The organism is Mesorhizobium sp. LMG17149, assembly GCF_024518695.1.
In the GTDB taxonomy this organism is placed as follows: domain Bacteria; phylum Pseudomonadota; class Alphaproteobacteria; order Rhizobiales; family Rhizobiaceae; genus Mesorhizobium.
The window spans coordinates 156,947-180,260 of sequence record NZ_JANIFL010000007.1; the positions used below are offsets into that span (position 1 = coordinate 156,947).

At 61.0% G+C, this 23,314-nt stretch carries 17 protein-coding genes; 3 read left to right on the plus strand and 14 right to left on the minus strand.

What is annotated here, in order from left to right; all coding sequences use genetic code 11:
• Nucleotide 1 precedes the first annotated feature (1 nt).
• The 4 genes from NP945_RS18140 to NP945_RS18155 form a co-directional block, all read right to left on the minus strand.
• Nucleotides 2–1,900, minus strand: coding sequence for an ABC transporter substrate-binding protein (locus tag NP945_RS18140; RefSeq protein ID WP_256747131.1), 1,899 nt, complete (start codon nucleotides 1,898–1,900; stop codon nucleotides 2–4).
• Complete coding sequence (locus NP945_RS18145; RefSeq protein WP_127320273.1) at nucleotides 1,897–3,792, minus strand: ABC transporter ATP-binding protein; 1,896 nt, start codon at nucleotides 3,790–3,792, stop codon at nucleotides 1,897–1,899. Before NP945_RS18145 ends, NP945_RS18140 begins: the two co-directional genes overlap by 4 nt.
• A gap of 157 nt (nucleotides 3,793–3,949) precedes the next feature.
• Complete coding sequence (locus NP945_RS18150; RefSeq protein ID WP_256747132.1) at nucleotides 3,950–5,284, minus strand: adenylate/guanylate cyclase domain-containing protein; 1,335 nt, start codon at nucleotides 5,282–5,284, stop codon at nucleotides 3,950–3,952.
• Between the two features lie 552 nt (nucleotides 5,285–5,836).
• The gene (locus NP945_RS18155; RefSeq protein WP_245463554.1) at nucleotides 5,837–7,000 is read right to left on the minus strand and encodes a DUF3095 domain-containing protein; all 1,164 of its coding nucleotides are present in this window, start codon (nucleotides 6,998–7,000) and stop codon (nucleotides 5,837–5,839) included.
• Between the two features lie 92 nt (nucleotides 7,001–7,092).
• Here NP945_RS18155 and NP945_RS18160 point away from each other — a divergent pair, with 92 nt between their 5' ends.
• Nucleotides 7,093–8,181, plus strand: a complete 1,089-nt coding sequence (locus NP945_RS18160; protein WP_256747133.1) for a glycosyltransferase family 4 protein — start codon at nucleotides 7,093–7,095, stop codon at nucleotides 8,179–8,181.
• Nucleotides 8,178–8,939 carry a polysaccharide deacetylase family protein gene (locus tag NP945_RS18165; RefSeq protein ID WP_256747134.1) on the plus strand — a complete coding sequence of 254 codons (762 nt, stop codon included), beginning with the start codon at nucleotides 8,178–8,180 and terminating at the stop codon, nucleotides 8,937–8,939. The genes NP945_RS18160 and NP945_RS18165 overlap by 4 nt, the downstream gene beginning before the upstream one ends.
• A 1-nt stretch (nucleotide 8,940) precedes the next feature.
• Here NP945_RS18165 and NP945_RS18170 read toward each other — a convergent pair whose 3' ends face one another.
• From NP945_RS18170 to NP945_RS18180, 3 genes are read right to left on the minus strand one after another with little or no spacing between them, the layout of a single operon-like run.
• Complete coding sequence (locus NP945_RS18170) at nucleotides 8,941–9,795, minus strand: MBL fold metallo-hydrolase (RefSeq protein WP_127320283.1); 855 nt, start codon at nucleotides 9,793–9,795, stop codon at nucleotides 8,941–8,943.
• A 23-nt stretch (nucleotides 9,796–9,818) separates the two neighbouring features.
• Nucleotides 9,819–10,265 carry a cyclic nucleotide-binding domain-containing protein gene (locus NP945_RS18175; protein ID WP_127292062.1) on the minus strand — a complete coding sequence of 149 codons (447 nt, stop codon included), beginning with the start codon at nucleotides 10,263–10,265 and terminating at the stop codon, nucleotides 9,819–9,821.
• A 34-nt stretch (nucleotides 10,266–10,299) separates the two neighbouring features.
• Nucleotides 10,300–13,014: an ABC transporter ATP-binding protein gene (locus tag NP945_RS18180; protein WP_236383182.1), complete on the minus strand. Its 2,715-nt coding sequence runs from the start codon at nucleotides 13,012–13,014 to the stop codon at nucleotides 10,300–10,302.
• A gap of 230 nt (nucleotides 13,015–13,244) precedes the next feature.
• Between NP945_RS18180 and NP945_RS18185 the strand changes: the two genes are divergently transcribed.
• Entirely contained in the window at nucleotides 13,245–13,919 is a 675-nt protein-coding gene (locus NP945_RS18185) for a class I SAM-dependent methyltransferase (protein WP_164762521.1), read from the plus strand.
• 37 nt (nucleotides 13,920–13,956) lie between these two features.
• Here NP945_RS18185 and NP945_RS18190 read toward each other — a convergent pair whose 3' ends face one another.
• The 7 genes from NP945_RS18190 to NP945_RS18220 form a co-directional block, all read right to left on the minus strand.
• Complete coding sequence (locus tag NP945_RS18190; protein WP_256747135.1) at nucleotides 13,957–15,108, minus strand: glycosyltransferase family protein; 1,152 nt, start codon at nucleotides 15,106–15,108, stop codon at nucleotides 13,957–13,959.
• Nucleotides 15,105–16,349 (minus strand): glycosyltransferase, encoded by a 1,245-nt coding sequence (locus NP945_RS18195; RefSeq protein WP_256747136.1) that lies wholly within the window; start codon nucleotides 16,347–16,349, stop codon nucleotides 15,105–15,107. The genes NP945_RS18190 and NP945_RS18195 overlap by 4 nt, the downstream gene beginning before the upstream one ends.
• A gap of 1 nt (nucleotide 16,350) precedes the next feature.
• Nucleotides 16,351–17,565 (minus strand): glycosyltransferase family protein, encoded by a 1,215-nt coding sequence (locus NP945_RS18200; protein WP_127396319.1) that lies wholly within the window; start codon nucleotides 17,563–17,565, stop codon nucleotides 16,351–16,353.
• A gap of 1,059 nt (nucleotides 17,566–18,624) precedes the next feature.
• Nucleotides 18,625–19,725 carry a class II histone deacetylase gene (locus NP945_RS18205; protein ID WP_256747137.1) on the minus strand — a complete coding sequence of 367 codons (1,101 nt, stop codon included), beginning with the start codon at nucleotides 19,723–19,725 and terminating at the stop codon, nucleotides 18,625–18,627.
• Nucleotides 19,726–19,735: 10 nt separating this feature from the next.
• Nucleotides 19,736–21,319, minus strand: a complete 1,584-nt coding sequence (locus NP945_RS18210) for a GMC family oxidoreductase (protein ID WP_236383179.1) — start codon at nucleotides 21,317–21,319, stop codon at nucleotides 19,736–19,738.
• A 10-nt stretch (nucleotides 21,320–21,329) separates the two neighbouring features.
• Entirely contained in the window at nucleotides 21,330–22,397 is a 1,068-nt protein-coding gene (locus NP945_RS18215; RefSeq protein ID WP_236383177.1) for a branched-chain amino acid ABC transporter permease, read from the minus strand.
• Between the two features lie 25 nt (nucleotides 22,398–22,422).
• Nucleotides 22,423–23,310, minus strand: coding sequence for a branched-chain amino acid ABC transporter permease (locus tag NP945_RS18220; RefSeq protein ID WP_256747138.1), 888 nt, complete (start codon nucleotides 23,308–23,310; stop codon nucleotides 22,423–22,425).
• Nucleotides 23,311–23,314 lie beyond the last annotated feature (4 nt).

The window sequence follows — 23,314 nt, forward strand, 5'->3', positions numbered from 1 at the left end:
CTCAGGACTCTCCAAGCCAGAATGTATCCGGCATGTAGACACCGAAATAGGCGGTCGGATCGTAGCCGAAGAGCGCCTTGTCAGGCAGATTGCGCAGCCGTGAGGACACCAGAATCGGCTGATGCGTTCCGTTCACGGTCCCGATCGAAAACACCTGATCGGTGTAGATCGACAGCATCGAATTCCAGATTTCGGCGCGCTCTGTCGCTTCGGTCGATGCGTTCCAGCGCTTGAGCAAAGCCATCAACTCGATCACTTCAGGAAGATCGGGCGCCTCGCCCATCTTGCCGTGAGACAAGTAGTGAGCACCCCAGAGCGGCCATTGCAGTTGATCGTCGATGGTGGGGGCCAGCTGGCTCGGGTTCATGTCGGCGGTCGGCACGCCATTGTCGATGCCCGACCACATCGACATCATGACCTGGCCGCCAAGCGCGCGGCTGCGGAAGATGTCGCGCTGCGAAGTCCGGATGAACAGGGCGATGCCGATCTTTCGCCAGTGATCGGTGATGAGTTCGAGCGCGTCGGTTTCCAGTGTGCTTTCGCCGGCGGTTTCCACGATTATCTGGGCAGAGCGTCCATCGGGAAGTATCCGCAAGCCGTCATCGTCACGTGCCAGAAGCCCGACCTCGTCGAGCAGTGCATTGGCCTGCTCGGGATCATGGGCAACCCAAGCTTTAGCGAATTCCGGCCGGTAGAGCGGGCTCTCGGACAATACGGTATCGGCGCTTTCCTGCGCCAATCCGTAGAACACGGCCATATTGATCTCGCGCCTGTCCACGGCGAGCGAAAGTGCGCGGCGCACGCGCACGTCACGCAGAAGGCCACGCCACACCTGGTCGGCGCAATTCAGATTCGGCAGCAGCGCCAGCCGAGAACCCTGTGTACGTTTCCACAGGTGCATCTTCACCGGATAGCGCTTCTCCGCGTCTTTCAGGAAGGAGTAGTCGCTGAAGTCAATTCCCATGCATTGCAGGTCGCTCTCGCCCGCACCGGCCTTGGCGGAGATGATCGCCGATGAGCTGACATTCATGATGATCCGGTCAACATAGGGCAGTTGCCGGCCGTTCTCGTCTATTCGATGAAAGAACGGGTTGCGCTCGAAGATGAATTGCTCGGCCGGCGGCTTGGTCCGGTTCTGCCAGGGGTCGAGCGTCGGCAGTTCCGGGTTCTCCGGGCGATACTGCCGCGACATGCGAATATGCAGGAGCGTCCATTTCTGGGTCCGGTTCTCCTTCATCAGGCCGGCGAGCCGGAATGAATCCTGATATTTCTTGTGGAACTGCTTGAGATAGGCGGCCGGCAGGACAAGCGATAGCGGCGAAGCGGCAGCGAGCTTGGGCAGGAAGTCTGGATTGGGCGCATCCCAGCTGTAGCGGACCGTCAACGGATCGACGATCTCGAAGCGTGGCGGCTTGCCGTCCGCCAGCAGGGCGGGGGCGAGCCCGCCTTGCGAAAGCTCGTCGTTCAGCCAGACATCTTCCCAACAATAGCGAAAATCCTCCGTCGTCAGCAGGCTGCCGTCAGACCATTTGTGCCCTTCCCGTATCTTGAAGGTGAAGACGCGATCATCCGCTACGTCGAAACGTTCGAGAATGTCGGGTTGCATGTTGAGCTTTTCGTCATAGCCGACCAGGCGAGAATACCCGTAGATCGTCATCATCCGGATATCTTTCTGGCTGCCGATGATTGTCCGCAGCGTGCCGCCATACTGGCCGGGCAGCCGGCCCATTGCAGCGAGATTCAGCGCGCGCGGACTCTTGGGCAGGCGCTCAGCGAGTGCCGGCAGCGCCTTGACCGTCAGTTGTTGCCGAAGAAATTCCGGCTCCAGATCGCCGGCGCGCGACGTCCCTGGCAGAAAGGCCGAAGCCATGAGACCAAGGACGGTGCGCCGGCTGATCAATGGCGTAACTCACTGATATCGGCCGAATGTCTCGCCAGCACGAGGTGGCCACCGCCAAGATCGAGTGGTGACAGCCTATCTTCGTCGCCCTCGTCGCGGAATTGCGGTCCCCATGCGCTGGTGTCGGAAGCTCCGCTGAGCTTCAGCGTCTTGAAATCCATCGGCCTGTCGAGATCGGGGAAAGGTACCGCGGCGACCAGGGAGCGCGTGTAGGGGTGGATTGGTTTCCTGAGCAGAATTTCGCGCGGCGCAAGCTCGACGATACGCCCGCCGCACATCACCGCGATGCGGTCTGCCATGTAGTCCACCACCGCCAGATTGTGGGATATGAACAGGTAGGTCAGGCCCAGTTCTTTTTGCAGGTCCTTCAGAAGATTCAGGATCTGCGCCTGGACAGAGACATCGAGCGCCGAAACCGGCTCGTCGCAGATCAGGAGTTCGGGCCCTAGCGCCAACGCACGCGCGATGCCGATGCGCTGACGTTGCCCGCCGGAGAAACTGTGCGGATAGCGCTTTATGAAGCGCGGATCGAGCCCGATTGCCTGCATCAGGCTCTTGACCGTGGCGAGTCGGGACGCCGCATTGCCACGTTGATGGATCTCCAGCGGCTCGCTCAAGATGTTCTCCACCGTCATGCGAGGTGAAAGCGACGAAACCGGGTCCTGGAAGACCATCTGGATTTTCGCGCGCAATATGCGCAGGGCATCTCCCTCTGCGCCCAGGACGTCGGTCGGTCCATCGCGGCCGTTGAAGATCACAGAACCGCCGCTGGGGGTGATGGCCCGCATGAGGATCTTGCTGACGGTTGTTTTGCCACAGCCGCTTTCGCCGACCAGACCCAGACACTCACCCCGCCTGATGTCGAAGCTCACGCCGTCCACGGCGCGAACAGAGGTTTGATGACCCCCGCTGAACCATCCGGACTTGCGGGTGGTGAAGGTCTTTGTCAGATCCCTCACCGAAAGCAGAATGTCCTCCGGCCCCTTCGATGCCGGCGCAGTCTGCTTGCCGAGCAGGTTCCCAACGTTCACCGGCACCTCGCGGAGCGCCTTTAGCCTTTCACCAGGCTTCAGGTCGAAATGCGGAACGGCTGCCATCAGGCCCTTCAGGTAAGGGTGGCCCGGCCGGCGGAATATCGCCTCGACAGGCCCCATTTCCATGATCTCGCCATGGTACATGACCACCACCTCGTCGGCGACATTGGCGACCACGCCAAGGTCGTGCGTGATCAGCAGCATCGCCATGTTCAGCTTGGTCTGAAGCCCGCGCAGCAAATGCAGGATTTGCGCCTGGATGGTGACGTCCAACGCCGTCGTCGGCTCGTCGGCGATCAACAAAGCAGGCCGGCAGATGAGCGCCATGGCGATCATGGCGCGTTGCCGCAATCCTCCCGAAAGTTCAAAGGGATACATGTCATAGGCGCGTTTGGGATTGGGGAAGCCGACAAGGCCGAGCATTTCCTCGGTCCGCGCCTTGCGCTCCGCCCGAGCCATAGGCGTATGAATCTGCAAGGATTCGCTGACCTGGTTGCCGATCGTGTGCAGCGGCGACAGCGATGTCATTGGCTCCTGAAAGATTTTGCCGATGCGGCTGCCTCTCAACGCCCGGATTTCGGTTCCGTCACGCTGCATCTGCAGGATATCCTGCGTCGTTCCGGGCTTTTCAGGATCGGAAAACAGGATACGGCCGCGAACATGGGCCGTATTCGGCAAAATGCCCATCACTGCCTGGCTGAGAACCGATTTTCCGGAACCGGACTCTCCCACAAGCGCGGTGACCTTGCCGGGCAGGACGCGGAGATTTGCGCGCCTGACGGCATGCAACGGTCCCCCGATTATGGCAAAAGAGATGCCAAGATCCTCGATCCGCAGCAGATCAATGCCCGAATTCATCCTCACACCAGCCCCACTCTGGCAGTCTGCCGGGCGGCAGACCCAAAAAACGAGACTAGCGTATTGCCAGCCTAGAGCAACTTGGATTCGAATCGAATTCCGCGACGGAACCGGCGACCGGGCTGCACACCAAGGCTTTCGGACCGGATCGTGTCGGTTACTGAAGCTTTCTCCGGTCGCTTGCCGACAACCGCGCGGCATCGCGATGAAGCAGCATGACCTGCTCGGCGTCCGATATCCGGTCGTGAATCGGCGCAGCGTCTTCATCGAGAGCGAGAGCACCCGACAAATCGGGTGAAAGCACCGTCAGCTTCTGCTTGCTACCCGCCAGTTCCTCCGTGCCGAGTGTCAGCCAACTGTTGTCGCCGCAATAGCTGGCGAAGTCCTTGCTGGCGAGAACGCTGTGCGGATATTTCTTGGTCAGGGTCTGGAGACGCTGGACCTCGTTTACAGCCGAGCCGAAGACAGAGAATGTCAGCCGGTCGGTAAGTCCGACGTTGCCGAACATCACATTGCCGACATGCAGGCCGATACCAAACTTAATGTCGCCCAACCCCTGCTCCTTTCTGCGCAGATTGAGCTCCATCATGCGCGCGCTGGCCTTGTGCGCTGCCGCAAGAGCAGCTTGGCAGGCGATCTCGGACTGCGAGCGATGCCTTTCGCAGGGGTAGACGGCGATGAAGCCATCACCCAGGAAACTCATGATCTGCCCGCCTTTGCGATTGAAAGGCGCAGCGATGGCATCGAAAAACTGGTTCAGCGTATCGATGTAGATTTCGCGACCGGAGGTTTCGGCAAGCCTTGTCGACCCGCGCATATCGCCCATGACCAGTGCGGCCCGGATTGTGTCACCTTCGCCGCGCTTGATCTGGCCATCCAGCACACGCCTGCCGGCGTCGCCGCCAAGATAGGTGGTCATCATGTTGTCGGCGAGCTTGGTGAGCACCGCCATCTTGGTGGCGATAGCGAGATAGTTCTGGATCCGCAATAGCGCCGAAATCATGCCGTCGCTGAAGCCTGAAGCACTGTCGGTCGACCAAGACCCCATCATGCCCTGACTGGTATCGCCGTTGAAGGGATGCACGAAAGCCATGTAGTCGGTGACGCCTATACGCCCGAGGTCATCGAAAACAGGAAACTCCGACCGCACCGACGGGTCGAGCCGGCGCCGCAGGTGGTCGAGCTTGTTGCTGAGCAGATGGTAGTATGGGCTGGTCAGGAATCTGTCGGAATGAACGCCGTTCTCACTGCGGAAGCCTTCCACTTCCAGGCCCTGGCCGCGAAGCCAGGTAAAGCCAAGCGCGTCATAAAGCGGATGAAGCATCGAAAAGCTCAAATGCACCCGCTTCAGCGGCAGGCCGGCAGCAGCCAGCCGTTCACAAAAGCCCTTTACCAATGTTTCCAGGTCGTTGCCCGCCAGCGCCGATTGGCTCAGCCAGTCGGCAACTTTATCCATGAGAATGGTGGAAATTTCTGCTTGCGCTGTGCTCATGCCATCTCAAACCCGTCGAAGACGAGCCATCTCCTTTGATCCGCCACACAATCGAAGTCAGTGAAGCCGGCTTCGGCGACGAAAGCCGGCGAAGAATTTCCTAAATAACTCCTTGCAGGAAGGAAGCAGGCGTAAAACAGCATCTATCACCTGGAACCCTATGTGGCGAGGCTTCCGGCGGAGTGCAATCTCGATCCTGACATCGGGCAAAGAATTCGCCGTCTCAGACACCGTCGGGCCTCGTCACTGCCTCAAGTAGGATTGGCCGTTGTTCAGGCTCTCGACCTTCCGGGTTTCGATGTCGAAGCTGGAAAACCGGGGACCCGGCACGTGCGATCGCAACCGACAGCGGCAACCCGACATAGCCAGCCCGATCACGCTGACATGCGCGGCGCGCCTCGAAATCCGGTTAAGAAGACGGTCATAGCGTGAGGCGTCCAAAAAATCTGCTTTCCCGTCAATTCGGACAGGTTACCCGCTCCCATGGCGAGGCTCACCGGTGCCAAGAACCATGAGTGAGGGCATATTGCGGAACTCGAATTCCGCAAGCAGTCAGCAGACCTGCGCCTTCGCCTTCAGGCTTGCGGCAGCCATCGCGTAGCCGCCGGCGGCGCCATCGATGAAGTGAACGTGATCGCGCTGCAGCGGCGAGATGACGAGGCAGGTCATCAAGGCGGACTTCTGGCGGTGCAGGCCATAATTGCAGATGCCCGCTTCTTCCGCCTGCTTCAGCCGGTCTTGGATCCGATGCAGCACATCCGCGTCAACGTCGATGGTCATCTTCAAGCCGTCGTCGAACTTTCGGAAATCCGAATTGCTGGCCACCTCGCGTTTGTAGACCTTCGGATCGAAACGGCCAATCGTCCAGCCAAATCGATCGGTTGCAGCCGTAAGCGTCATCAGGAACACGATCCACAGCTTCGACCGCCACCGCCATCCTGCCGGGGCCATCGCCCGCGCCTCGACATCCAGGCCGGCGGGCAGCAGACTGTAGCCCGGGCCGTCCACCGGCACCGGGTGGCCATCGCGCTCTTGCCTGCCGGCGAGGGCGATGATGTCGGAAGCCAGAAACTGAAACCCGCGCAAGTCGCGCGACGCCCCCGGTGTGGCTATGATCGAGACGATTTCGCCATGCCGGGCCTCGATCGGGTTCCAACGGCAGGAGAGGCCGGTCAGATCCGGCCGCGCGCCGGCCGGCGCAGGATCGATGCGGTAGCGCCCCGCTTTCATCTCAGCTTCCGCCCAACTGCCGCCACCGCCGGCGAACATGGCATAGAAGGCCGCTTCGGAAGCCCGGAACCTCGCCACGCGAACGTCGAGGCCATGCGCCCTTATGTCCCCTATCGGCACGATCGCGGCGCGCAAGGTAAGGCCCAGTTCGTCCGCCACCCACCTTTGGACGGCCGCCAGCGCGTTGCGGGCGATCTCCAGCGCCGAGCCGGGAAACGCCACGAGCGCGCCGTCGCCGCCGAAGACAAAGGGGAGGTCTTGCCGACCCAGCGCATTGAGCAGCGCCGAAATGACGCTTGCGCCGGCCATATTGACGGTTTTATAGCGCCCCGCCTCGATCGCCTTGGTCGAGCCGACAATGTCGGCAGTGGCCAGCGCCCAGCCATCGGGGAGGGGCCGATAGTTATCGATGTCGGCAACGCTTTCGAACTTTGCGAAGACCGGCAAAGAAGCGACAAACGGGTCGGACGCGACAGCTGTTTCCATGGCCATTAGATAGCATATTCCACGGCTTGAAGGTGAAGTCGATTACGCTTGGAAATTGACTTGCGCAGGCTTTCCGGTGATAGGGTCGCGCGATGCGAATTGCCTTCTACGCGCCGCTGAAGTCACCCAATCATCCCGTTGTTTCCGGCGACCGCCAGATGGCACGGATGCTTGTCAAAGCGCTGGAGTACGGAGGGCATAGCGTCGAACTGGCATCTGAGTTGCGCTTCTATCTACGCCAGCCGGAGTCGAAAAGTTTCGAGGCACTAAAGATCGAGGCCGCAGAGGAAGCCGTGCGGCTGACCAAGCTTTGGGATCGTGACGGCAAGCCCGATCTCTGGTTCACCTACCATCCTTATTACAAGGCGCCCGACTTGATCGGGCCGGAGCTGGCGTCGGCCTTTGCTGTCCCCTATGTGACAGCGGAAGCCTCCTATTCCAGGCGACGCGATGCCGGCTTGTGGGCCGATAGCCAAGCATTGGTGGCGCGAGCCATCGAACAGGCGGCGATGAACATCTGCTTCACCCAAAGGGATCGTCAGGGACTGGCGGATGCTATTCCCAAGGCCGCTTTCGGTATGCTTTCGCCCTTCATCGACACATCGGCATTCCGGGAAATCCCGGCACGGGGTTGTCCGACGCGCCTCATTGCCGTCGCCATGATGCGCCCGGGCGACAAACTGGGCAGCTATCGCATGCTGGCGCAAGCGCTCGGCTTGATAGGTCATCTGCCCTGGACCATGTCGGTCGTCGGAGACGGCCCAGCCCGCGACGAGGTCGAAGCGCAATTCGCCGGCCTGCCCGCCGATCGTATCGAATGGATTGGCTCGATCGAGCCGGCCGCCGTGCCAGATGTCCTTTACACCGGGGGAATCTATGTCTGGCCGGGTTATGGCGAGGCCTACGGCGTTGCCTATCTTGAAGCACAGGCCGCCGGCCTTCCGGTGGTGGCCCAGGACATCGCCGGCGTGCCGGAGGTCGTGCGGGATGGCCAGACCGGGTTTCTAACCCCGCCGGGCGATGTCGCGGCGTTCGCTTCCGCCATTGAAAGGCTTCTGGCCCGTGACGACGAAAGAACCATCATGGCCGCGGAAGCCAGGCGTTTCGTTCTCGAAGAACGTTCCCTCGGTGGCGCAGCTGCGCGTCTGGCCGGACTTATTGCGAAGGTCCCGGTCTCATGACGTCCGATCCGATCTGGCAGCCCTTGGTGGAAGAGCTGGCGCGCCTGCAACGGGCGGGCCGCAAGGCGGAGTTCTGGCTGCGCGACGACGACGCCGTGGATCCGACGCCTGCGCTTAATCGGCTGCTCGACCTCACCGGTGAATTCGCGGTTCCGGTCACTCTGGCCGTCATTCCGGCCCTGACCGACGCGAAGCTTGTCGCCCGGCTTGACGAGGCCCCGCATGCCACGGTCGCGATCCATGGCTGGGCGCACCGAAATCATGCGCCCGAGGACCAGAAAAAGCAGGAGCTCGGCGCGCATCGGCCACGCGAGGCGGTGCTCGATGATCTGGCTCGCGGACTGTCGCGAGTAACCGGCCTGCACGGCGCACGTGCCGTTCCGATGCTGGTGCCGCCATGGAACAGGATCGACGCCGGCGTGGTATCCGACCTTGGATCGATAGGTTTTGCGGCCTTGTCAGTCTATGGGCCGCCGAAGCCGGCTTCATTGGCGGTCATCAACAGCAATGTCGACATCATGGATTGGCATGGCACGCGCGGCTGCCTCGATCATGGTCTATTGGTCCAGGCTATCATCACACACTTGCAGCATGCATCCGACGGCGAGCCGATCGGCCTGCTCACCCACCATCTTGTACATGATGAATCGGCCTGGCTTTTCCTCGAACGATTGTTCACAGTCACCGTTCAGGCTGAACCCTGTGCATGGCTTCCGATCAGGACATTGATCGGGCGCCGCGCGGGTAAAGGAAAATAGCTCAGCGCTTTCTGTGCGATGAGACCGGGAATTTGAGCATCTGGCCATCCCGCGCGGCAAAAGCGCCGGCAAACCTGTCCTTGGCCAGCTTCTCCATCTCGTCCAGTTGCTCGTCGGTGCGTGTCGGATCGTGGTGAAACAGCGCAAGCGCCCGTGCACCAGCAGCCTCACAGAGCTTGACGCCCTGTTGCCATGTCGAGTGCCCGTTACCGCGTCGGCGTTCCATTTCCTTCTCGGTGTAGGTGCAATCGTAAATGACGAGGTCGGCATCTTCGATCAGGTCGAGCACCGACTGATCAAGTTTGTCCGGCTCGTGCTCGGTGTCGGTGATCACCGCCACGACGCGGCCGCCCCATTCGATCCGGTAGCCTATGCAGCCTCCCGGATGGGTGAGACTGCCGGTCCGAACCACCACCCCTTCGCGCGGCCGAAGCACGTCTCCGGATACAAAATCGCGGCAGTCGAGATTTGCCTTGCAGACGTTCATTTTCACCGGAAACCACGGCGGCCGTATGAACTCATCGATAATCTGCCGGGTCGTCATGCGTCCTGCAAGATGCCCGGACCAAAGCGTAAGCTTGACGCTCGGGTCGAAGATAGGCGCAAAAGCCGGCAGCCCGATGATGTGATCGTAATGGCAATGGGTGAAAAGCAGGTCGAAATCGGTCACATCCGACGCCTGAAGCGCCCTACCGGCAGGCCGCAGGCCAGAACCTGCGTCGAACAGAAGCGTATGCTTGCCGCATCGCATCTCAATGCAGATTGTGTTGCCGCCATAGCGAGCGAATTCTGGCCCGGATACAGCAATGCTGCCGCGCACGCCCCAAAATCTGACCAGGAAAAAATCGTCGTCCATGCTACCTTTCGCTCATCATAGCTCTAGGCGCTTCGTGCGTCGATCAGATCCGCGGTCGTATGGCTTAGCCGATCGGCAAGAACCCGCAATATCTCGATGGTCATTTCCGGGAACTCCTTCATAAGCCTCAGGAAATGATCCTTGCGGATTCTCAAGGCCTCCAGATCACTTGCCGCGCTGACGGTGGCAGTGCGGGAGCTGTTGCACAATATGGCGATCTCGCCGACGATCGAATTTGGCAGCAGTTCGGCAACCTTTATCGGCCCGCTGTCGGAATCGACCAGAATATCCGCCCTGCCTGAAAGGATGACATAGGCAGCGTCTGCCTCGTCGCCCTGCCGGAAAAGAATCTGGCCGGCGCTGTAATTCACGCGATCGGATGTGAACGCGAGCAGCTTGAGCTTTGCCGGCTCAATGCCGGAGAACAAGGGAACGCGTTGCAGCATTCCAACTTCATCCTTGAGCAGCATTGTCGCAAACCTTCCTAAATTCGCGTCTGCCAGACTATGACAGAAGTTCCTTGAAGATACCGTTCTCTGCCAAAAGTGTCTCGTGTGTACCGTCTTCCACCAATTGCCCCGAGTCAAAGACGATAACGCGATCGAACATCATCGCCATTGCCGGACTCGTCACGACCCACACAATTGCCGGCGAATGGCCGTCGCGTCTGGCTTCCTCGAGCACGTTTCGCAGCACCTTGTCCTGAACGCGCTGGTCGAGCGCCGACAGCGGCCGGTTGAGAATGAGAAAATCGGGACGCTTGAGCAGAGCCCGGGCAACATCGAGCTTCTGTCGCTGTCCGCTGGTCAGCCGCCTTCCACCGGCGCCGACGTTGAAGTCCAGGCCGACATCCAGAAGCTCGGCATAAAGCCCCAGCTCGTCAAGAATGTCATAGACGATGGAGCGTATGCGGTCCGGCGCGTCGGGATGGTTGTTTCCCACACGGCCGAATAGGACATTGTCCATGACGGTGGCCGCGGCAATGTATTTGGCAGGATCATACCGTTCGATCGCGTTGTGCAGCTCGGGCGGCAGGTTTTCATAGAACCGGTTGCGTGCGGCGACGATCTTGCTCATCAACTCGTCGGTCAGCAGGCCGAAGCGGTGCCGGGGCTCGATATAGGCAAAGCTCAAGGTGATGATCATGGCGCGGTCGGCCTCCGAAACCGCCTCGTAGGGGCGGTTCTTGAGCCGCTGCAGCAAGGTCTCGTAGGCGGGGATCTCCTCGGCGCTCATGAAGGCGAGCTGCTGGAAGAACTGGTGATCTGGCGGCAGGTCGGCAAACAGCTCGATCGCCTGTTCGGCGATCTCCATGCCCATCTCGTAGAGCGTGCTGTCGAGGCCGGCCTGCTTCAGCACGGAAGCAAAGTAGGGATTGGCCGCCAGAGCCTTGTCGGCCAGTTCGGGGCCGGCGGCGGCGCCGAAAAGCAGGTTCTGGCCGATCGTCGCTTCCGTGTTGTAAGCGCCCGGCTCGAAAGGAACCACCAGTTCGCGCAGCCCTTCCTGTTCGAGCCGGGTTCGCAGCGCTGCACGCAGTTCGACGATCCGCCCGGCGAGCTTCGTGTGACGCGTGAGGTCGGCCGAAGAGCGCAAGCCAAGATCCAGAATGTCGCGCGACAGAAGAACCGCGTCGAGCACCCGGCGCACCGCTTCAAAGAGGTCGTGCGGGCCGGTAGCACCGGCGGAAGCATAGTCGATCCAGTCGCTGTGGACGTCGAAATCCGGATTGCCCGACCGGCGCGCCTCGTCCATGTTCCAGCGCTGCTGGTCTGCCGCGGTGCCGTCATAAGTCACCGATGTCAGCGGTGCATGCTTCAACCCGTAGAGCAAGTTATCGCGCAGGCTTGCTTGGAACAGGAAAACATCCGACGAGGCGTAGGACATGCGCCGGCCGGTCACGGCTTCGGGGAGTTCAAGCAGGTCATCGGCGCCCAAAGCGACCTTTCCACTCTCTGGCCAGTTCAGACGCGCGAAGGCTTCTGCTAGCGCCTCTGCTCCGCCTGTCGGGGTGCTGACCAGCGCAACCGTCTCAGCCGGCTTGACCTGCATGGAGACACGGTTGAGGAGCATTGCACCGCCATCGTCTGCCATGGACAGACCGACCGCCGACAGCGGGTTTGTCATCGGACCGGGATCGTCGATCGCCAGTGCCGCGATTCCCGGCGCAATGATATCCTCGACGGTGAACTGTTCAACGACCTGCTGATATTTGACCTGGACATCCTGCCGATCCTGATCCCAGTCGATCAGTTCCTTCATCGGTCCGGGCAGGTCCTTGTAGGCTCCGATCACCGCCACGAGCTGACCGACGTCCAGCCGGCCCCCTATGACCAGATACCCGCCGATCATGTAGAACAGAAAGGGCGTGAGCTGTGCGAGAAAATTGTTGAGGAACTTTACCATGAATTTCCATTGGTAAAGATCGAAGCGGATCTTGAAGATGAGCCCTAGCCTAGCAGCTATGTCGGCGCGCTCGTAGTTCGACGTGTCGTGGACGTGAACCGCGCCGATACCGTCGACGATTTCGCCAACCCGGCCGGAAAGCGCGCGCGCCGTCAACTGCCGTTGGCGCCCAAGCACGAGGAGCCGCCGCCGCATCCGCGGGATGAGTACGATCTGGATGATCACGATCACCATCGCTATCATTCCGAGCCAGACGTTCTGGACCATGATGAACAGCATGGCCGTCAGCGCCTGGCCGCCGAGCAGCACCGGCTGCAGGAAGGCATCGCCGATAAAGCCGCCCAGCGGCTCCACCTCATCCTTCACCATGGTCGCCACTTCGGCGGATTTCACCCGCTTGAAGTAAATCGGCGGAAACCGCAGCACACGATCGATCAGATCGAAGCGAATACGCCGCAGCATGCGTTCGCCGAGGCGGCCCTTGTAGGTGTTGATGTAGAGTTTGAACAGGCCGTTGATGACGACCAGCAAGAGGAACACAAGGCTCAGGGCAAGCAGCGTCTCCTTGCGGTCCAGCTGAAAACCGGAGAAGAACTGGACCTCGCCAATGAACGGCAGGTTATAGTGCAATTTCATGAAGGGCAGGGTCGCGCCGGGTTGCTCGAACCCCTTCCCCTGGATCGGGCCGTTGACGATCAGCTTCGGCAGGTCGAAGGACATGAAATATGGGATCATCGAAAGCACGACGATCATCAATATCCAGATCTGCTGCTTCCGGGTGTGCGTCCAGATATAGCGGGCTAGGCTGGGTTCCATATGCGGCTGTCAGTTTGGAGGAAGCAGGCGGTGAAAGCACCTGCTGGCAAACGATGTATCGGCAATGTCTTCGCGGATGGACGCCGCTGGTCCGGACAGACGCAACCGGCCCCCTTCGTGACCGTGCAACGGCGAAACGGCTGGTGGCATAGTCTCATCCGCAAGTCGAACAGCCTTGGGTGAGGCAATATTGCGTTGTGTAGCCCGAAATCCCAACATAGAAGACGAATATGATGGATGTCACGCAAGCACGCAATGCCGGCATTGACGGGCACGAACAAGCCTTGGACCTCGCCCGGGGAATTGCCGCCTATGTCGACCACCCTCTTGTCGCCGGGCTGGCGCGGGTCATCGCCAAGCATCCGACGGCCGATATCGCCAACGCCTTCAACCACAAGCAGGTCGCCTGCAAGATGTGGGCGCTCGACAAGCTGTTCGAAAACGACGGCGGCCGGTTCGGGCGCATATGGGTTCTGGGCGGATGGTACGGCGTATTGCCGGCAATGCTTTTCAACGACGCCCGTTTCGACATTGCGGCGATCGACAGCATCGACATCGATCCTGAAGTCGGGCCGGTCGCCCGGACCCTGAACCGGGAAGCCGGCGACCGCTTCCGGGCGCTGACGGAAGATATGTACGCACTCGACTATGCGGCCGGTCGGCCCGACCTGGTGGTCAATACGAGCTGCGAACACATAGCCGACCTGGGTGCCTGGCTTGCCCTGCTTCCGCGGGGCACGAAGGTGCTACTGCAATCGAACGATTACTTCAGCGAGCCGACGCACATCAACTGCGTGGCTTCGCTTGCAGCCTTCGAAGCAATGGTGGCGCTACGGGAGATCAGGTTCTCCGGCGAACTGCCGACAAAAAAATATACCCGCTTCATGCTGATTGGAACAGTTTGAAGCGCGTTGCGCGAATCCAACCGAGATATGACCTGCGCTAGGATTTCGAGGACCAGGCTCGATGCCGCTCGCGCAGGATTTGCGCCGAGTGACGGGCGCCTTCCAGATCGAGACGATGCGCGGCTGGCGTCGGTCCCGCAAGCGCCTGTTCGATCGCTTGCGCCAGACACTCAGGCGTCAGGTCGTTTTCCCTCAGAACCGTCGCCAAACCCAGTTCTTCGAGCATCAGGGCTCGAACCGTCTGTTCCGTTTCCCCGCCGGCTGCAAAGGGAACGAGCAGCGAGCGACAGCGCGCGCGCAGGACATCGCAGACAGTGTTGTAACCCGCCTGCGAGACCGACAGGCGGGCGCCGGTCAGCAAGCTGGCGAAATCCTCGCGAAACCGAAAGATGGACAGGCCCGGCGTGGCATCGCGTGTAATCGCGTCAAACTCGTCCTTCGGCAGGTTTGGGCCGGTGATCAGACACCATTTCCAGGCGTTGTTGGCATTCCGCGCTGATGCGATGGTGGACCGGACAAGGCTCTTTCCGGCGGCCCCGCCGCCAACCGACACCACAACGTCGAAACGCTCGGAGGCCGCGGGCGCTGGTGGCGCGGCAACGAGCCCCGTGTACGCAACCTCGGCCCTGATCGCTCCCGCCAGTGGAAATGTCTTGTCTAGGGTTGCGAAAGCCGGATCGCCATGGACCATGACAAGGTCAAAATGCCTGTTAACGAGATCGACCGTTTCCTCGTTTCGGCCCGGCTTGACGCGCTCCTGAAGGATATCACGGACGGACGTCACCAGCAGCGGTCTGGGCGACGCCGCGTCGATGGCCTCGATCAGCGGCAAGAGTTCGAAACGCATCTGCCGGCGCCCAAATGGAAACGCCTCGACAATGACGATATCAGGCCTGCAATCCCGGAATGCCTGCAGCAGCATCTCTGAACGCCGTTTCTTGAAATCATCGTCAATGGGCTTGCCCTGCAGGTCGACAAGGCCGGAAAATCCTTCATCACCGGAGGTAACAGATGGCAGGGTTACAGATATTGCCCCCAATCCCGGAAACCCCGCGACCGGCGCTCCGCCAGTGACGATGGTTACGTCAAACCCGTCATCGACCAGAGCCGCCGCGACGCGGCTGGAGCGCGCGAGATGGCCGATGCCGAGCAGGTGCTGGACATAGAAGAAAGCGCGCAGCCGCTTCATTCGGCGGCCCGCCACTCCCGTTCGAACAGCTCCTTGAGCTGTCCAATGCTTGCCATGTGATCGAAATTGCCGCGCACGCGCGCCTCTGCGGTGTCGCCGAGGCGGGCACGCAGCACGGGATCACGGATCAGTCGCTCCAGCGCCTGTGCCAGGGCAATTGGGTTTTCCGTCGGAACCAGTAGCCCGGTTTCATCCGGCGATAAAAGCTCCGGCACGCCGGAAATATCGGTCGACACGCAGGCAAGCCGCTGGCTGGCCGCCTCCACCAGAACATTCGGCAGACCATCGCGGTCACCATTTGCGGTGATCCTGCAGGCCAGGGCGAAGATATCGGCGCGGCGGTAGTGCTCAAGCACCTCTTCCTGCGCGAGCGCGCCTTTCCAAGAGATGCGACCATCCAGTCCGAGTTTTTGCGCCAACGCCTTGAGCCGCTCCAATTCCTCGCCGCCGCCAATATGCTCGAAACGCCACGCTAAATCACCGGGCAAGAGGGCAAGGGCCTCCAGCAAGGTGTCGTAACCTTTCTTTGCAACGGCGCGCCCGACACTCAGAACGATAACCGGTTTGTCCGGCGCCGAGCCGTCATGCTGTTTTCGTGCCTCGCCGAAAATGCCGAAGCGATCAAGGTCGAGCCCATGATAGCTCAAATGCACTGACGAGTTGCCGTCGGCGAGTTTTTTCAGACGGTCGAAGCCCGTTTTCGTGCAAGTTACCGTCCAGCGCGCCGAGGAAAGCTTGCTGGCCAGATCCCAATCCGCCGAAGTCCAGATATCCTTGGCATGGGCCGAGCAGCTCCAGGGCAGACCAAGAAGCTGGCTGGCATAGCGCGTCACCGATGCCGGCGTGTGCGCGAAATGCGCATGCAGCCATACCGCGTCTTCGGGCCATTCGGCCGCTAGCACGAGCGCTTGCCCGAAACGGCGCGCGCGATTGCGCGTAAAGTCGCGCGGCATATCGACGGCCAGCGATCCCAGTGCACGCCAGAAGCCCGGCCGCTGCAAACAAGCAGAAAGCGAGCGAACCACGCGCAGCGGCTCTTCATGCAGATATTCCGGCAGATAATGGACGGGCGCTTTGATCTCGTCATGCACGGGGTGGCGTTTTGCGTCGGTCGGCCGCCTGAGCGCAACGAGTATCAGATCGAACCCCGCACGCTCCAGTCCGAGCAGTTCCTGCGCGATGAAGGTTTCCGACAGCCGCGGATAACCCTTCAGAACCACGACGATCTTGCGATGTTGCAACTCAGTTCATGCCTTCAATAACCGAAAGGTGAGGGCCAGCCTGCCGGTCGAGCAGTTCCGCGACGATTTCGGAAATATGAGGGAGCCCTTCCAGGGTCAGATGTGGATTACTCTGGGATGGACGAGGCCGATTCGGCAGCGCCACCAGTGCATCGGCAAACCGCTGGGAGTCCTTGGCTTCCTCCGGCAAAAGCATTTCGATGAGGCCCAGTTCGGCCGCGCGCCGCGCGCGGATCAGTTGTTCCTGGCGGGGTTCGATGCGCGGCACGATGAGCGCCGGCTTGTCGAAAGAAAGTATCTCGCAATAGGTATTGTAACCGCCCATCGCCACTACCGCCTTGGCGCCGGCAATCAGGTCTTCCATGCGGTTGTCGAACTCGATAATCTTGATGTAGGGGATCGTGGCCCCCTTCTTCAGCAACTTGTTGCGCTTGCGAGCCGGCATGTAAGGCCCAAGCACGATCAGCGCCTTGTGCTGCAATTTCGGATCCTGCTGATAAGCGTCGATGACGTCGTGAATCAATTCGGCCCCGTCGCCGCCGCCACCGGTGGTAACCAGGATATAGTCGCCCTCTGGCCGGTGGCCGGGCAACTGGTTCCGCTGCAGGCTCCGTTGCAGGAAACCGACGAATCTCATTTTTGCCCTGACAGCCGGCGGCACATCCAAACCGGTCAATGGGTCGTAGAAATCCGGCGGGCCATAGGCCCAGACCTTGTCGTAGAACAGGCCTATCTTGCGCATCACATCCCTGCGCGCCCACTCTGCTTCGAGCAGATGCGGTGCATCCATCACCTCGCGCAGGCCAAGCACCAGCGTGGTGCCCCGCGTCTTGAGGTAGGACAGCGTGTCCTCAATCTCACCGCGCAGGCCGAGCGGTTCCTTGTCGACGATGAAGATATCCGGCCGGAAGGTCTCGGCTGTGTGGCGGATGATCGACTGACGCATCCTTAGCGTCTCATGCAGATCGATGTCCTTTTCCAACGAGGTGTATTCGCCGTTGCGCAACTTGATGACGCTGGGGATCTTCACGAAGTCGACACGGGCGCGGTAGTCGAAGGCGCCGGCGATAGTCGCACCCGAAATGATAAGCACCTGAAGCCCACGGAAATCCTCGACTAGCGAATGCGCAATAGTCCGGCAGCGCTGCAAGTGGCCGAGCCCGAACGTGTCGTGGCTGTACATGAGAATTCGAGCGTTTTCTGCGTGCTGGGTCATTCTTGAACGTCTCTTAAAATTCTCGCCTTGAGACCGTGAGCGCCCCCCGGCTTCGAAACCATCCCGGGTGTGAAACACATGGCCGCAATTTCAATTTATATCGCTTCTATGGAATGCCGTTCAGATCTGCTTTCTGATCGCCAGTCCGGAACTAGGTGGGTTGGCGAATATCGCCGCGAGGAGTGAGCAGAGACTTCCTGTTGTATTGTGGGATGGATCGAGGAGGAAAACGATGTCAAAAAAATCGGCAGAAGTCATCCCTCTTGATTCCAATCCGGACTGCTAAAAACGATTTCCCCTATCTTGCCCATATAGCCAATTGCTTGATCGGTATACGAAAGGACAAGGTCGCTGGGCGTCGCACGGCGCATTGTTGTAGAGCTCATTCGTGCGCCATTGCACTCGCCTTAGACCAAAGGTGCTGCCCATTATTCTCTTGACGGGCGGTCTGATTGTGATTCACCGACCAGAAATTGAGCCATCTGTCGCCAAGCTAGCCGGAATTTTAGCAATAATCGAGTGGATGCCAGCGCGGTCGCGCCACACCGCCCGCAGCAGGGTGTGTGCGACACCGGTTGCTTGTCGATCATTATGACCCATGCCAATGCCCTATTGGAGCGGTGACGGTACTTTTTTTAAACGGCTTGGGCAGGCGGTCGAACGTCTTGAGGTACAAAAATCGCCCAATTGGTCCCCGATAGTTGGTGAACCCTCGAAAAATTCTTTGCGGCGATTTCCCTTTAGGACCAAGGTGTAATTTTTTGACGGCTCTGGTGTCGGTCTCTTATGGGGCAATAGAAACATTCTAGTGTAATTTCAATTAGTTATAGGCTGTTTGAACAATCGAGTGGGAGTAGGGGTTAGCGTAGTCTGGAGTGCTCCGGCGTAGTTTCTCGCAAAAAACGACGCGCTTTAAGTCTTTGTTTTCGTGCATGTCGTTGTCCCAAACCGGAACTTTGGGCGACATGCATTAGCCTACCGTCAGCGCATGCCCGCATTTGCGAGATTGGCCGCCGGTGTGTCTTGAGATCGCCTCATTGGCTGACCGCAATCAGAATTCTAGGCGATGCCGCCCAAAAGTTCCTCCGCCCTGGAAACAGCGGCCGCCTGATGTGGCTGCAAGGGTTGGCCGGCATAGCTTTCGAAGACCGGCAGGAACGGGTCGTCGATATGCGTCCTGATGCCGGACAACTGCTCCATCACCGCCAGGCCGCAATAGGGAACGTAGGAGGCGGAATAGCCGCCTTCGTGCGACATCATCAGGCGCCCGCCGCAGAGGTCGTCCGCTGCCTGCATCAGCATCCGCGTCATGTCGCGGTAGCTGCCGCTATGCAGCATCATGCGCCCCAGCGGATCGGCCGCCGAGGCGTCGAAGCCCGACGGCACGACGATAAGATCAGGCTTGTAGCGATTGAGCGCCGGCAGCACGACGCGTTCGAAGACGGACATGTAAACGCCGTGGCCGCAGCCGGCCGGCAGCGGTACATTGATGTTGTAGCCTTCGCCCTTGCCCTCGCCGCGTTCGTTGTGAAGACCGCTGTCATGTGGATAAAGCCCGTCCTGATGGATCGAGATGGTCAGTACCGACGGGTCCGAATAGAAGGCGGACTGGGTGCCGTTGCCGTGATGGACATCCCAGTCGACGCTGGCGACCCGCTCGAAGCCATGTTTGGCCCGGTTCTTCAGGATAGCGACCGGAACGTTGCCGAACAGGCAAAAGCCCATGCCTTGCCCGCGCTCGGCATGATGGCCGGGCGGTCGTACCAGCGCATAGCCATTGTCGACATCGCCGCTCAACACCGCATCCATCACCGCTGCCGTGCCGCCGGCGGCCAGACAGGCGATCTCGTAGCTGCCATGGCCGAAGGGGGTGAGATAGCTCGCATCGCCGCCGCGCCCATCACTAAGCAGCTTGATGCGGCTGATGTAGTCGCGGTCGTGAAACAGGGCGAGGTCATCCTCGCTCACCGCGATGGAGGCGATTTTGGACAGTTTCTCGGTCAGGCCCGAAACCTCCATCAGATTGCGGAATCGGCGTTTCGTGTCGGCATTCTCCGCATGCTCGCCCGGCTCGATGGTCAGGCTCGGCTGAAAGAACTGCGCGGCATTGCCGGTCTCGTGCCAGAGATAGAGTTCGTGGAAATTCCAGCCTGTCGTCATGTTTTGTCTCCTAGCCCGCCAGGATCATTGACGCGGCGCGTTCGGCGATCATGATCGTCGGCGCGTTCGTGTTGCCCGACACCATTTTCGGAAAGACCGAGGCGTCGGCGATGTAAAGCCCGTCCAGCCCATGAACCTTCATCGACGTCGGATCGACGACGGCCATCGCATCTGAACCCATGCGGCAGGTGCTGGTCGGGTGATAGAGCGTCGTGCAGTGGCCGCGTATATAGTCGGCGATCTCGGCGTCGCTCTCGCATTCGGCGCTCGGCGTGATTTCGCCGGCGAGCATTTCGGCAAGCGGCGACTGCGCCGCGATGCGCCGGCTGATGCGGATGCCTTCGACCAGCGTCGCGATGTCCGAGCCATCCTCGTCGCTGATGAAGTAACGTGGGTCGATCGCCGGATATTCGATCGGATTGGCCGAGCGCAGGCGAATCTCGCCGCGGCTGTCTGGCCGCTGCAGCGTGGTGTGCAGCGTGATGCCGGGTCTGGACGAAAGGAACCGAACATAGTCTCGATGCGGGCTGATGGCGCCGTAAAGCTGCAGGTCCGGCTCGATATCGGGCCGGCTCTTGACGAAGCCGCCCGCCGCCACCCAGGGTGAGGAACGCGGGCCGCTGCGCGATGTCTGCCATTCGGCGAAGTCGCGCTGCAGCGTCTCGTCGGTCCAGGCGCCGACGCCGATCTTGTCCTTGGTATAGAAGGTGATCGGAATGTTGATGTGGTCCTGCAGATCCTTGCCCACGCCCGGCAGGTCGTGCACGGGAGCAACGCCGACCTGGGCGAGTTCGTCGGCCGGCCCGATGCCCGAAAGCAGCATCAGCTGGCAACTGCCGATCGAGCCCGAGGACAGCACCACCTCGCTGTCGGCGAAAGCGGTCTCAGGTTCGCCATTGACGAGATAGCGGATGCCCTTGACCCGGCCCTTCTCGACGATCAGGCCCGTCGCCAGCACACCGGTTTTCACGGTCAGGTTGGGTCGTTCCCGCGCCGGGCGCAGATAGGCCTTGCCGGTGCCCCAGCGTTCGCCATTCTTGATGGTGAACTGGAACAGGCCGACGCCTTCCTGCTCGACGCCGTTGAAGTCGCGGTTCTGCTTGTAGCCTGCGGCCTTGCAGGCCTCGATCCAGGCAAGCTCGTTGGGATCGACATGTCCGACATTGCCGATATGCAGCGGCCCGTCGGCGCCGTGCAGCGGGTCGTTGCCGAGTTCGGCATTGCTTTCACTGGCCTTGAACACCGGCAGCACGTCAGCCCACGCCCAGCCGGGGCAGCCCATCGCCGCCCAGCCATCATAGTCGGACGGCAGGCCGCGAATATAGATCATGGCGTTCAGCGCGCCGGAGCCGCCGATCATCTTGCCGCGCGGCCAGAACACCCGCCTGCCGCGGCAGCCGGCCTGCGGCTCGGTGTAGTAGCCCCAGTCGACTTCCGTGTTGAACATGGTCGGCCAGTCCGACGGCACGTCCGAGGCGAGCGGCGCCTCGCGCCCGGCCTCCAGCAGCAGCACCTTGCGGGCAGGATCGGCGCTGAGCCGGTTTGCCAGCACGCAGCCGGCCGAGCCGGCGCCCACTATGATCGTATCGAACATCGTCAGTCTCTCACTTTCCGGCCGGGGTCGGGCTTTGCACAATGCTGCTTGCTGCTGGCTTGCTGTCGGGGCTGGCGCGACGGCGCCCGAGCCAGTCGATGACATCGCCAAAACGGCCGACCAGCCCCTTGGGCATCAGCACCACCGACAGGGCGATGATCAGGCCGAGCCCGAGCGTGCGGAACTCGCCGCTCTCTCGCATCAATTCGTCAGCCAGCACCAGCACCACCGTCCCGACCAGCGGTCCCCAGAACGTGCCGACGCCGCCGACCACGACGATGGCGATGATGAACATAAGTTGCGACATCGACAGCACACCGGGGCCGATCGCCTGGAAATGCGCGGCATAGAAACCGCCGGCCAGCCCGGTGAAGAAGGCGGAGATGCCGAACACCAGAAGCTGCGCCTGGAAGCGGTTGACGCCGCGGGCCACCGCATAGCCCGGATTGTCCTTCAGCGCCCGGAAGGCAAGGCCGATCGGGCTTTTGACGATCGCGTAGGTGAAGACCATGGTGAGCGCGAACAGCACCGCGATGATGGCGTAATTGCCGACCAGCCACTGCGCTCGGAGCAAGGCCCTGGTGCCGAGGTCGCCGAAGCGGGCAAAGCCGACGGCGCCGCCGGTGAACTGGCGGCAGACGGAGCCGACCATGACGAAACATTCGGTATCGGTGACGATCAGCAGATACATCGTCTGGGCGATCGCCAGCGTCAGCAGCGCCACATAGACGCCGGTCAGGCGAAGGCAGGCGAGGCCGACGACCAGCGAGAACAGCACGGCGCCCAGCGCGCCAGGCACAAGTGCTGCCCAGACGTTCCAGCCGAAATAGAAGCAGAGCATCGCCGTCGCATAGCCGCCGAAGGCAAAGATCGCCATTTGCGCCAGCGAGAAGATGCCCGAGAAGCCGAACAGGAGGTTCCACTGCGAGGCGATCGTCGCATAGAACAGCGCCAGCACGATCTGGCCAAGGATGTAGCGGCTGTCGACCAGGAACGGCAGCGCGATCGCAGCCGCGATCAGCATCAAGCTGATGGCAAGATCAGTCCTGGCCGAGCGGGACATGGAGGAACGGGACATGGGACGTGTCTCTGTCATGATGCCCTCACATGCGCCGGATTTCGGCGTGGCCGAAAAGGCCGGACGGCCGCCAGATCAGCACGCCAATGACGACGAACAGCAGCGATGGAAAGCCCCACCTGGCGCCCAAGGCGTACTGGACGAAGGATTCGAGCAACGCCAGCCCAAGTGCTGCTGCGATGGCGCCCGGCAGATTGCCGAGACCGGCGACCACGCACATGATGAAGGCCTTCAGCATCGGGTCGTTGCCGAGTGGCGGCGACAATTGCGTCATCGACGAGACCATGACGCCGCAGATGCCGGCGAGCGCGCCCGACAGCATCAGCACCTGCAGGTAGACGCGGTTGACGGCGACGCCCATGAGTTGCGCCGCGTCGCGGTTCTGCGCCGTCGCTCGGATCGCACGGCCCATCCGCGTGCGGCCGAGCGCCGCCGAGACGACCACCATCATCACGACCACCACAGCGATGATCAGAAGGTTCTGCCAGGGCAGCGTCAGCGGCCCCAGGCGTAAGGCACCGGCGATCGAGACCGGCTGCTTCAGCGGCTGCCCGCCATAGGTCAGGAGGATGGCATTCTCGAGGGCGATGCCGATGCCGACCGTGGCGATCATGACGTTGGCTTCGAATGTCGATTTGTCGTTCTGCAGGAGATTGCGAACGATCGCGAAATAGAGGATGGCGCCGGCCAAAGCACCGGCGACGATAGCACCGGCGAAACCGACCGCGACCGGCAGGCCGAGCGAGGTGATCACCGTGAAGGCGACGTAGCCGCCAAGCGTCAGCATCGCCGCATGGGCCATATTGAGCATGCCCATCGAACCCCAGACCAGCGACAGCCCGACCGTCGCCAGCGCATAGAGCGCGCCCGAGGTGAAGCCGGCGACGAGAATGGCCATGAGAACGTCGGTCATGGCG